The organism is Psychromarinibacter sediminicola (genome assembly GCF_029168335.1).
Classification (GTDB): domain Bacteria; phylum Pseudomonadota; class Alphaproteobacteria; order Rhodobacterales; family Rhodobacteraceae; genus Psychromarinibacter; species Psychromarinibacter sediminicola.
Genome location: NZ_JARGYC010000036.1, coordinates 37659 through 48075, shown reverse-complemented (window position 1 = coordinate 48075; position 10417 = coordinate 37659). Strand labels below are relative to the sequence as shown.

Annotated in this window: 11 protein-coding genes; 5 read left to right on the top strand and 6 right to left on the bottom strand. The window is 68.3% G+C overall.

Annotated features, from left to right (window positions below; translation table 11 throughout):
* Positions 1-23 precede the first annotated feature (23 nt).
* Entirely contained in the window at positions 24-716 is a 693-nt protein-coding gene (gene ligK, locus P1J78_RS14185; RefSeq protein WP_275568034.1) for a 4-carboxy-4-hydroxy-2-oxoadipate aldolase/oxaloacetate decarboxylase, read from the bottom strand.
* Entirely contained in the window at positions 713-1450 is a 738-nt protein-coding gene (locus tag P1J78_RS14180) for a PIG-L deacetylase family protein (RefSeq protein WP_275568033.1), read from the bottom strand. The genes ligK and P1J78_RS14180 overlap by 4 nt, the downstream gene beginning before the upstream one ends.
* A 148-nt stretch (positions 1451-1598) precedes the next feature.
* On the opposite strand from P1J78_RS14180, the gene P1J78_RS14175 reads away from it, so the two are divergent.
* From P1J78_RS14175 to P1J78_RS14155, 5 genes are all read left to right on the top strand, one after another.
* Positions 1599-2810 (top strand): LysR family transcriptional regulator, encoded by a 1212-nt coding sequence (locus tag P1J78_RS14175; protein WP_275568032.1) that lies wholly within the window; start codon positions 1599-1601, stop codon positions 2808-2810.
* A gap of 186 nt (positions 2811-2996) precedes the next feature.
* Positions 2997-3392 (top strand): protocatechuate 4,5-dioxygenase subunit alpha, encoded by a 396-nt coding sequence (gene ligA, locus P1J78_RS14170; RefSeq protein WP_275568031.1) that lies wholly within the window; start codon positions 2997-2999, stop codon positions 3390-3392.
* On the top strand, positions 3392-4246 hold the full coding sequence (locus P1J78_RS14165) for a class III extradiol dioxygenase subunit beta (protein WP_275568030.1): 855 nt from the start codon (positions 3392-3394) through the stop codon (positions 4244-4246). Before ligA ends, P1J78_RS14165 begins: the two co-directional genes overlap by 1 nt.
* Before the next feature lie 44 nt (positions 4247-4290).
* Positions 4291-5235, top strand: a complete 945-nt coding sequence (locus P1J78_RS14160) for a Gfo/Idh/MocA family oxidoreductase (RefSeq protein WP_275568029.1) — start codon at positions 4291-4293, stop codon at positions 5233-5235.
* 188 nt (positions 5236-5423) lie between these two features.
* Positions 5424-5717 (top strand): hypothetical protein, encoded by a 294-nt coding sequence (locus P1J78_RS14155; protein ID WP_275568028.1) that lies wholly within the window; start codon positions 5424-5426, stop codon positions 5715-5717.
* 34 nt (positions 5718-5751) lie between these two features.
* Here the strand turns inward: P1J78_RS14155 and P1J78_RS14150 are convergent, their stop codons facing one another.
* Genes P1J78_RS14150 through P1J78_RS14135 form a run of 4 tightly spaced genes read right to left on the bottom strand, consistent with a single transcriptional unit; the run spans position 5752 to position 10283 of the window.
* A complete protein-coding gene (locus P1J78_RS14150) occupies positions 5752-6504 on the bottom strand; it encodes a FadR/GntR family transcriptional regulator (RefSeq protein ID WP_275568027.1) in 753 nt (250 codons plus the stop codon).
* The gene (locus P1J78_RS14145; RefSeq protein WP_275568026.1) at positions 6497-7456 is read right to left on the bottom strand and encodes an ABC transporter ATP-binding protein; all 960 of its coding nucleotides are present in this window, start codon (positions 7454-7456) and stop codon (positions 6497-6499) included. Before P1J78_RS14145 ends, P1J78_RS14150 begins: the two co-directional genes overlap by 8 nt.
* Positions 7453-9339, bottom strand: coding sequence for a dipeptide/oligopeptide/nickel ABC transporter permease/ATP-binding protein (locus P1J78_RS14140; RefSeq protein WP_275568025.1), 1887 nt, complete (start codon positions 9337-9339; stop codon positions 7453-7455). Before P1J78_RS14140 ends, P1J78_RS14145 begins: the two co-directional genes overlap by 4 nt.
* Entirely contained in the window at positions 9336-10283 is a 948-nt protein-coding gene (locus P1J78_RS14135; RefSeq protein WP_275568024.1) for an ABC transporter permease, read from the bottom strand. Before P1J78_RS14135 ends, P1J78_RS14140 begins: the two co-directional genes overlap by 4 nt.
* Positions 10284-10417: the final 134 nt, after the last annotated feature.

The window sequence follows — 10417 nt, the reverse complement described above, 5'->3', positions numbered from 1 at the left end:
CGCGCGCAGCGCGGCGAAACCCCTCAGACGTATTTCAGCCCCGCCTTCTCCAGCTTCTCGCGCATGCCGTAGATGTCGAGCCCCAGTTCCCCGGCCTCGAACCGCTTGCGCTTCTCCGCCTCGTTGGCCTCCCGTGCCCGCGCCTTCTCCAGCACCTCGGCGGCCTCCTCGCGGCGCACCACGCAGACCCCGTCGTCGTCGGCCACGATCACGTCGCCCGGGTTCACATGCGCGTCGGCGCAGATCACCGGCACGTTCACCGAGCCCAGCGTCTCCTTGATCGTCCCCTGCGCATGCACCGCCTTCGACCACACCGGAAAGCCCATCTCGGTCAGGTCGCGCACGTCGCGCACGCCGCCGTCGATCACCAGCCCCTTGCAGCCGCGCTGCATCGCCGAGGTCGCCAAGAGGTCGCCGAAATAGCCCGCATCCGACGGCGTGATCGTGCCCAGCACCATGATGTCGCCTTCCTGCAGCTGCTCGATGCAGACATGGATCATCCAGTTGTCGCAAGGCGCCGCCAGGATGGTCACGGCAGAGCCCGCCACCCGCGCACCGGTGTAGATCGGCCGCATGTAAGCCGCCAGAAGCCCCTTGCGCCCCTGCGCCTCGTGCACCGTGGCCACGCCGCATTCCGCCAGCCCGTCGATCACCGCCCGGTCGGCGCGCTCGATGGACTGGACGACGATTCCGGTCGTTCCCGGCTGATAGCTCATGACAGCTCGTCCACGGTCTGCGGGAACACCATCTGGAAGCCCTCGGCATAGCGGCAGTCGCGGCCGCCCGCCTGCCCGCCGGAGTTCCGGCGGAAATGGTTGCCCCGGTTCTCGGCCACGTTCTCGTAGAAATGCCACAGGTGCTCCTGCCCCTGCATGCACTGGATCGCGGCCCATTTCTTGTCCCAGACCGGCGTGATGTCGAGGAAGACGTTCGGTTTCCACTCCATCTGCTCGGTCTGGTGCGGCTCGAACAGGTAAAGCTGCGGCGCGCCCAGCACCTTCTGGCCGGGGTTGTGGCCCCAGGCCTGCGCGACCATGCGGGCCTCCAGCGCGAAGTCGGTCGTGCGCATGTGGTCGGTGTTGTAGGGATCCCACTTGGAGTGGCTGAACATGAAGTTCGGCTGCACCTCGCGGATGATGTCGACCATCATGTCCAGCGTCTCGCGGCCCAGATCCAGCGGATAGTCGCCCCGGTCCAGAAACCGGATGTCGGACACGCCCAGCGCGGCGGCGGCGTTGCGCGCCTCTTCCTCGCGCGCGGCCTTCACCTTGTCCAGAGTCATGCCCTCCTGCTTCCACAGCTTGGCGCTCTCGCCGCGCTCGCCGTAGGACAGGCAGACCACCGTGACCTCGTAGCCCCGCGACTGGTGCAGCGCGATGGCGCCGCCCGCGCGCCAGACGAAATCGGCGGAATGCGCGCTGATCACCAGCGCCGTCTTGTTGTCGGCCATGGAGTCCTCCCGGTGTGGTCTTCGGCGCCGTTATTGCCCAGCGGGCCCGGATTGCCTATTTCGAATGGCATCGCCAGGATAAGATTTCGCTATACCCAGCCCCGCGAGTCGCCGGACAATGGACGCCGCTTTTCCGAACATACGTCACATGCGCGTCTTTGCCGAGGCCGTGCGCGCGGGCTCGGTCTCGGTCGCCGCCGGGCGCTGCCACCTGTCGCAGCCCGCCGCCACCCAGGCCATCGCCGGGCTGGAGCGCGATCTCGGCGTCCCGCTGCTGATCCGCCGGGCACGGACGCTGGCGCCGACGCCGGCCGGCGCGCTCTTTGCCCGCCGGGTCCGCACGGCGCTGGACCACCTGGCGCAGGGCGCCCGCGCGGCGCTCAAGACCGGCCGCAGCACCGCGCGCAAGGAGGGGTTCGACCGGCTCGTCACCGCCGCGCAGCTACGCGCCCTGATCGCCATCGCCAATGCCGGCAGCTTCACCGTGGCCGCCCGCACCCTGGGCGTGTCGCAACCCACCATCCACCGCGCCGCCCGCACGCTGGAGGCGCTGTCGGGCCTCACCCTGTTCACCGCCACGCCGGTCGGCGTGGAACTCACCGCCGCGGCGCAGGCCTTCACCCGCGGCGCCAAGCTGGCGCAGGCCGAGATCCGGCAGGGCACCGACGAGATCGCCCACAGCCAGGGCGCGGGCGCGGGCAGCTTCACCATCGGCAGCCTGCCGCTGGCGCGGACCACCATCCTGCCCCGCGCCGTCAACGCGCTGGTCGGCACCGACCCCGGCATGCAGATCCGCGTCGTCGACGGCCGCTACCCACAGCTCTTGCGCGCCCTGCGCGAGGGCGATCTCGACTGCCTGATCGGCGCCCTGCGCGACCCGTCCCCGGCCGAGGACATCGTCCAGGAGCCCTTGTTCGACGACGCGCTGGCGCTCGTCGCCCATCCGTCGCACCCGCTGTTCTCCTACCGCGCGCCGAGCGTCGAGGACACGCTCGCCTACCCCTGGGTCGCCCCGCCGCGCGACACGCCCGCCGGCGGCTACCTGTTCGAGACGCTGCGCATCCAGGAGCGCCCGGCGACCCCGGTGCGCGTGGTCTCCTCGTCGCTGGTCTTCCTGCGCGGGTTGCTGGCGCAGGGGCCCTATGTGTCGATCATCTCGCGCCACCAGATCGCCGAGGAGGAGAAGCGCGGCGATATCGCGCCGCTGCCGATCCCGCTGGAGGGCGGCGCGCGGACCATCGGCCTGACCTATCGCGACGGCTGGCGGCCGACCGAGGGACAGGCCCGATTCATCGAACTCCTGCGCCGCCACGCCCCGCGCGACGCCGCGGAGCCGACCGCGCCCGGCCCGTCGATATAGCATTTTCCAATATCGGCCGGCGGATTCGAATTACAGCCCCCCGCGCGTGCCTGCTAGACAGCGTCGCGTGGCCGGGCGTCCTCCCGGCTGCCGTGTCATGCGTGCGCGCGGCTTGTTCTCGCCCGCGAAAAAGACACATAACAGACAGGCGCCACGCCCGGCGCGCCCGATCCATGGGAGGATGCGATGCCCGAAAAGGACTATGAGGACATTCCCGGTACTTTCGTGTTCGACGCCGACCGCTCGCGCGAAGGCTACCACCTGAACCAGTTCTGCATCTCGCTGCGGCTCCAGAAGAACCGCGACGAGTTCAACGCCGACGAGGAGAAATACCTCGACAAGTACCCGATGACCGCCGAACAGCGCGACGCGGTGCTCAAGCGCGACTGGAACCGCCTGCTCGCGCTCGGCGGCAACATCTACTACACCTCGAAGCTCGCCGCGAATGACGGCATCAACTTCCAGAACCTCGCCGGCCTGATGACCGGCATGGGGGTCGAGAAGTACCGCGAGATGATGCTCCACGGCGGCCGGCCGATCGATGGCAACCGCTACAAGACCGAATGGGGAGACGAAGACTGATGGCCCGTATCACCGCAGGCGTGGGCTGCTCCCACGTGCCCGCCATCGGCGTGGCGATGGACACCAAGATCACCGACCAGCCGTACTGGAAACCCGTGTTCGACGGCTTCGAGTTCTCCCGCAAGTGGATGAAGGAGAACAAGCCCGACGTGATCTTCCTGGTCTACAACGACCACTGCACCGCCTTCGACGCCTCCTGCATCCCGACCTTCGCGCTGGGCGCGGCGGCGGAATTCCAGCCGGCCGACGAAGGCTGGGGCCCGCGCCCCGTGCCGGTGGTGAAGAACCACCAGAAGCTCGCAAGCCACATCGCCCAGTCGCTGATCCTGGACGAGTTCGACATGACCATCATGAACGAGATGGAGGTCGATCACGGCCTGACCGTGCCGCTGTCGGTCATGTTCGGCGAGGTCTCGCCTGAGGACGAATGGCCCTGCCTCGTCATCCCGCTCGCCGTCAATGTGGTGCAGTACCCGGCGCCCACCGGCAACCGCTGCTACCAGCTGGGCAAGGCGGTGCGCCGCGCGATCGAAAGCTACCCCGTGGATCTGAACGTCATGGTCTTCGGCACCGGCGGCATGAGCCACCAGCTGCAGTACAAGCGCGCCGGCCTGATCAACCGCGAATGGGACCAGCGGTTCCTCGACCTGCTGACCGAGGACCCGGTCTTCGCCAGCCAGATTCCGCATGTGGAATATCTGCGCGAGGCCGGCTCCGAAGGCGTCGAGATGGTCATGTGGCACGTCATGCGCGGCGCGCTGGACGACGAGGTCAAGGAAGTGCACCGCCACTACCACGTGCCCGCCTCCAACACCGCCGTCGGCCACATCATCCTGGAAAACGTCGCGGCCTGACCGCGGCGTTTCCCTGCCGAACCAACGACTGAGGGAGTGAAGACATGCGTATCTGTGTCGCCGGCGCCTATGGCGCGTTCGGCAAGAAGCACCTGGAAGCGCTGAGCGCCATCGACGAGATCGAGGTCACCTCCGTCATGGGCCCGACCAAGGAAAAGATCGACGCGCTGGCCGCCGAGCAGGGCATCGGCCACGCCACGACCGACCTGGGCGAGAGCCTGGCCCGCGACGACGTCGACGCCGTCATCCTCGCCACCCCCACGCAGCTCCATGCCGAGCAGGCGATCCAGTGCATGGAGGCCGGCAAGCCGGTGCTGATCGAGATCCCGATGGCCGACAGCCTGGCGGATTCCGAGGCGATCTGCGCCAAGCAGAAGGAGACCGGCGTGCTGGCGATGGCCGGCCAGGTCCGCCGCTTCAACCCGTCGCATCAGTGGATCAACAACAAGATCCAGGCGGGCGAGCTGAAGATCCAGCAGATGGACGTGCAGACCTACTTCTTCCGCCGCGAGAACAAGAACGCCAAGGGCGAGCCGCGCAGCTGGACCGATCACCTGCTGTGGCACCACGCCTGCCACACGGTCGACCTGTTCCAGTACCAGACCGGCGGCCAGGTGAAGGAGGCGTTCGGCCTGCAGGGGCCCAAGCACCCGGAACTCGGCATCGCCATGGACATGGCCATCGGCATGAAGGCGGCCGACGGCGCCATCTGCACCCTGTCGCTGTCGTTCAACAACGACGGGCCGTTCGGCACCTTCTTCCGCTACATCTGCGACAACGGCACCTACATCGCCCGCTACGACGACCTCGTCGACGGCTACGAGAATCCGGTGGACCTGTCGGACGTGGCGGTGTCGAACAACGGCATCGAGCTGATCGACCGCGAGTTCGTCTCGGCCATCAAGGAGGGGCGCGAGCCGAACAGCTCGGTCCACGACGTGCTGTCGGCGATGCAGACGCTGGACCGGATCGAGAAATCCTTCGACTGACGCGCCTGCACAGTCAGACCCTTACCGCGCCGTCCCGCCCCGGGGCGGCGCGCTGCGTTTGGGCCCCTGGTCCGCGCCCGGGCCGAAAGTGACTGGCCAGGCTCCGGCGTGCCGGCTAACGTAGGGGAAGTTATTTCCACCCGCGTCTTCAGCGAAGGCGTTTCATTTCCCCGACAAAGGTCTCTTTCATGCGCCGCTTCCTCCTTGCCCCGTTTCTCGCCCTCGCACTCGCCGCGCCGGCCGCCGCCCTGCCGCAATACGCCAACGACACCGGCGCGCAATGTTCGTTCTGCCATGCCGGGCCGCCCGCGAACCGCAAGTTCACGCGGCAGGGGGTCGAATACTACAACTACCTCAAGGGCCAGAACGCCGGCGGCGGCGGGTCGGAATGCGCGCAGGCCAAGGCGCAATGCTCCGGCGGCAACGACGCGGCCTGCGTCGCCTATATCGCCTGCGAACTGGCAAAGGAGCTGGCCAAGTAGCGGCGCCGGCCGCCGGCCGGGGCGGGACAGCGCGTCACCGCCCCTCCAGGAACCGCCGCTCCATCTCGGCTTCCTGCCGGACCATGAAGTCGCGCGCGGCCTCCATATGCTCTTTCATGATGGCATGGGCGGCCGCCCCGTCGCCCCGCCGCAGCTCGGACAGCAGCGCCTCCTGATGGTCGCGCCCCATGCGCCACAGGTCATAGTTCCGGGGTTCGTAGAGCCGCCGATAGACCGTCAGGTCCGACAGCATCTGCGCCATGAAGCCGATCACGAAACTCAGAAGCGGGTTCTCCGCGTAGCTCGCCAGCAGCGCGTGGAATTCCAGCGACGCCACGTGCTGCGCCCGCTCCTCCTCGGCGCTGCCCGGCGGGTTCTCGTAGTCGGCCAGCTTGTCGGCCAGCGCTCGAAGCTGCTCCTGGTCCAGATTGCCTGCCAGCCCCGCCGCCATCTCCGGCTCCAGCGCGATGCGAAGCTGGTAGATGTCCGAGACGGTCAGATCCTTGAAATAGAAATAGTTCGCCAGAAGCGCCCGCGCCCGCACCTCGCTGACCGCGTGGACGAACGAGCCGCCCCCCGGCCCGGTCCGCGTCTTCACCAGCCCCTGCGCCTCCAGGATCCGCATCGCCTCGCGGATGGTGCCCTTGGCCATGCCGAACCGCTCGATCAGCTCGCCCTCGTTCGGCAGCCGGTCGCCGGGGCCCATGTTCTGCTCGACCACCCAGGTCTTGATCGCCTCGGCCACCTGCGCGGGCCGGCTCAGCCGGTCCGGGCCGGGTTCAGGCATCGAGCGGGTGGTGACAGGCGGCAAACTGATCCTCTCCCATTTGTTCGAGCGGCGGGTCCACGTCGCGGCAGATCTCCGTCGCCTTCGGGCATCGCGGCGCGAAGGGGCAACCGGGCGGCGGATTGAGCGGGTCGGGAAGCTCCGTGCCCTTCGCCTCGGGCGGCGTCAAGGGCCGACCGACCACCGGCGCCGAGCCGGCCAGCAGGTTGGTGTAGGGATGTCGCGGCGCGGCGAAGATCTTTTCCGCCTTGCCGACCTCGACCACGGCGCCGAAATACATCACCGCCACCCGGTCGCTGACCGCCTCCACGACGGCCAGGTCATGGGAGATGAACAGGTAGGTCAGTCCGAACTCCCCCTTCAGCCGCGCCAGAAGGTTCAGCACCTGCGCCTGCACCGACACGTCCAGCGCCGAGACCGGCTCGTCCAGCACCATGATCCGCGCGTTGGCCGCCAGCGCCCGGGCGATGCCGATGCGCTGCGCCTGCCCGCCCGAGAATTCGTGCGGGTAGCGCTCCAGGAATTCCTCGCGCAGGTTGACGGAGGCGAAGATCTCGCTGATCCGCGCGCGCCGCGCCTCCGCGTTCATCCCGTGCAGCCGCTTCAGAGGCACCTCCAGGATCGAGCGGATCGACTTGCGCGGGTTCAGCGAGCTGATCGGGTCCTGGAACACGTACTGGATCGAGCGCCCGAACTCGGCCGGATTGGCGTTGTTCAGCCGATGCCCCTCGATCTTGATCTCCCCGGTCGAGGGCGGCAGCAGCCCCACCAGCATCCGCGCCAGCGTGGACTTGCCGCAGCCGGACTCGCCCACGATGCCCAGCGTCTCGCCCGTCTCGACCTGCAGCGTCACGGGCCGCACGGCGCGCACATGGGCCTTGGCCGGCCCGAACAGCGGCTTGCCGACCGGAAAGGTCTTGGACAGGTCGTCCAGTTGCAGCGCGAGGCTCATGCCGGCTCCTCCTCGACGAGCTTGGTCTCGGGATAGAGGCACCGGACGGCCCGGCCGCCCCCACGGGTCATCTCGATGGGCGCCTTCGTACACTCCGCCTGCGCCTTGTGGCAGCGCGGGGCAAAGGCGCAGCCGGGCGGCAGGTCGTCCACCGCCGGCGGCAGGCCCGGGATCGCCGCAAGCTCGCGCCGGCCGGCGCCCAGCTCGGGCACGCATTCCATCAGCTTCCTGGTGTAGGGATGCGCCGGGTTGGCGAGGATGTCGTCGGTCGTCCCCTGCTCGACGATCTGGCCGCCATACATCACCGCCACGCGGTCGCAGAGCTGCGCCACCACGCCGAAGTCGTGGGTGATGAACATGATCGCCACGTTATGCTCGCGCCTGAGGTCGTCCAGCAGCGACAGCACCTGCGCCTGCACCGTCACGTCCAGCGCCGTCGTGGGCTCGTCCGCGATGATCACCTCCGGCTCGTTGGCCAGCGCCATGGCGATCGCCACCCGCTGCCGCATCCCGCCCGACATCTCGTGCGGATAGCTGTCCACCCGGCTTTCGGCATTGGGGATGCGCACGTCGTTCAGCAGGTCGATGGCCCGCTGCCGCAGCTCCGCCTTGCCGACCGGATGGTGCACCCGGATCGCCTCGGCCAGCTGCTCGCCGACGCGGATCAGCGGGTGCAGCGTCGACAGCGGATCCTGGAAGATATACGCCACCTTGTCCCCGCGCAGCCGCCGCAGCGTCGAATACCGCGCGCCGACGAGGTCCTGCCCGCCATGGAACACCGCGCCGCCGGTGATGACCCCGGGTGGCGAGGCCACCAGTCCCATCACCGACAGCGCCGTGACCGACTTGCCCGAGCCGCTCTCGCCGATCACGCCCAGGCATTCGCCGGGCTCGATGTTCAGGCTCACCTGGTTCACCGCCTTGAACACGCGCTTGCCCACGTGGAACTGCGTCTCCAGCTCGCGGATGTCCAGCACCCCCTCGCCCGGCCCGTGCGGCGGCGAGGATTGCCGCGCCACGGTGGTCGTCGGCTTCGGCCGGCTCAGCGCGCCCGAGCGCAGCCGCGGGTCCAAAGCGTCGCGCACGCCGTCGCCCAGCAGGTTGATCGACATCACGATGATGAAGATCATCAGGCCCGGCACGACCGAGGTATGCGGGTTGGTGATCAGCGCCGAGCGCGCCTCGCCCAGCATCGAGCCGAGATCCGCCTGCGGCGGCTGCGAGCCCAGCCCGAGGAACGAGAGCCCCGCCGTCTCCAGGATCATCCAGCCGATGGTGGTCGACATGGCGATCACGATGACCGGCACCACGTTCGGCAGGATCTCTGTCGTCAGGATCGTCAGGTGCCCCTTGCCCGCGAGCTTCGCCGCGTCCACGAATTCCTTGTGCGCGATGCCCACGGTGATGCCGCGGATGTTCCGCGCGAAGAACGGGATGTTGACGGCCGCCACGGCGATCAGCGCGTTCATCAGCCCCGGCCCCAGCGCCGCGACGATGGCCAGTGCCAAGAGGATGTAGGGAAAAGCCATCAGCATGTCGACGCCGCGCATGATGACGTTGTCCGTCGTGCCGCCGAAATACCCCGCGACGATCCCGATGGCCGAGCCGATGACGGCCGCCACGATGGCCGCCGCCGCGCCCACGGCCAGGCTCAGCCGGGTGCCCCAGAGAAGCCGCGACAGCAGATCGCGGCCCAGGTGGTCGGTGCCCAGCCAATGGCCTTCGCTGAACGGCGCCATGAAGCGGTCTGCGGTATTGGTCACGTCGGGCGGCTGCAGGGGCAGGATCGGCACCAGGATCGACACCAGCACCACGATGGACAGGATGATCCCGCCGGCAAGCGCCAGCTGGTTCCGGGCGAGGAGCTTGATGAACTGGGTCATGTCTTGATCCTCGGGTCCAGCAGGCTCTGCGCCACGTCCACGGCGATGTTGAACAGCACGTAGCAGGCCGCGACGAAGACCACGCCGCCCTGCACCAGCAGGATGTCGCGCTGCAGGATCGCGTTCACCAGCATCCGGCCGACGCCGGGCCACTGGAACACGATCTCGATATAGACCGCCCCGGACAGGACGAAGCCCGCCTGGATGCCGAGGACCGGGATGATCGACACCATCGCCGCCTTCAGCGCATGGGTCCAGATCACGCGGCGCTCATGCACGCCCTTGGCCCGCGCGGTGCGGATATAGTCCTGCCGCAGCACCTCCAGCATCGCCGAGCGCGACAGCCGCGCGATGACGCCGGTGGCCACCACCGCCAGCGCGATGGCCGGCATCACCAGGTGCCAGGCGAGATCCGCCAGATCGCCGCCGCCATAGATCGCGTACATCCCCGAGACCGGAAACCAGCGCCGTTCCACCGCGAAGGCCAGGATCATCATCATGCCGAGGAAGAAGGACGGGATCGAGATGCCGATCAGCACCGCGAAGGTGATCGCCTTGTCCGCCAGCCCGTACTGCCGCGCGGCCGAGATCACGCCCGCGATGATCCCGAAGATCGTGCAGATGATAAAGGCCGTGCCAGCCAGCACCAGCGTCGCCCCGAACCGCTCCAGCACCTCGTCGATGACCGGCCGGTTGAGCGAGAAGGAGCGCCCGAAATCCCCGGTCAGCATGTTGCCGAGCCAGATGAAGTACCGCGCCACCAGCGGCTTGTCGAGCCCGAGGTCGCGGTTGATCTTCTCGACGTTTTCCGGCGTCGCGTAGCTGCCCAGGATCGCCGTGGCCGGGTCGCCCGGGATCAGCGCCATGATCAGGAACACGATGACCGTGATGCCCAGCAGGACGGGAATCGCGGAGAGAAGGCGTTTGACGATATAGCCCCCCATGGGCGCCCTCCTTTCGGGATGCGGGTCCGGCCGGGCCGAAGCGCCCCATCTTCATCTTGGCGGAAATACTCCCGCCGGAGGCACGCGCCGCCCGGCACGGGCGGCGCGCGGGTCGGGCCGGGTGCAAGCCCGGC

Coding starts and splice junctions, on each gene's coding strand:
- ligK (WP_275568034.1), bottom strand. CDS start 716: ATGAGCTATCAGCCGGGAACGACCGGAATCGTCGTCCAGTCCATCGAG.
- P1J78_RS14180 (WP_275568033.1), bottom strand. CDS start 1,450: ATGGCCGACAACAAGACGGCGCTGGTGATCAGCGCGCATTCCGCCGAT.
- P1J78_RS14175 (WP_275568032.1), top strand. CDS start 1,599: ATGCGCGTCTTTGCCGAGGCCGTGCGCGCGGGCTCGGTCTCGGTCGCC.
- ligA (WP_275568031.1), top strand. CDS start 2,997: ATGCCCGAAAAGGACTATGAGGACATTCCCGGTACTTTCGTGTTCGAC.
- P1J78_RS14165 (WP_275568030.1), top strand. CDS start 3,392: ATGGCCCGTATCACCGCAGGCGTGGGCTGCTCCCACGTGCCCGCCATC.
- P1J78_RS14160 (WP_275568029.1), top strand. CDS start 4,291: ATGCGTATCTGTGTCGCCGGCGCCTATGGCGCGTTCGGCAAGAAGCAC.
- P1J78_RS14155 (WP_275568028.1), top strand. CDS start 5,424: ATGCGCCGCTTCCTCCTTGCCCCGTTTCTCGCCCTCGCACTCGCCGCG.
- P1J78_RS14150 (WP_275568027.1), bottom strand. CDS start 6,504: ATGCCTGAACCCGGCCCGGACCGGCTGAGCCGGCCCGCGCAGGTGGCC.
- P1J78_RS14145 (WP_275568026.1), bottom strand. CDS start 7,456: ATGAGCCTCGCGCTGCAACTGGACGACCTGTCCAAGACCTTTCCGGTC.
- P1J78_RS14140 (WP_275568025.1), bottom strand. CDS start 9,339: ATGACCCAGTTCATCAAGCTCCTCGCCCGGAACCAGCTGGCGCTTGCC.
- P1J78_RS14135 (WP_275568024.1), bottom strand. CDS start 10,283: ATGGGGGGCTATATCGTCAAACGCCTTCTCTCCGCGATTCCCGTCCTG.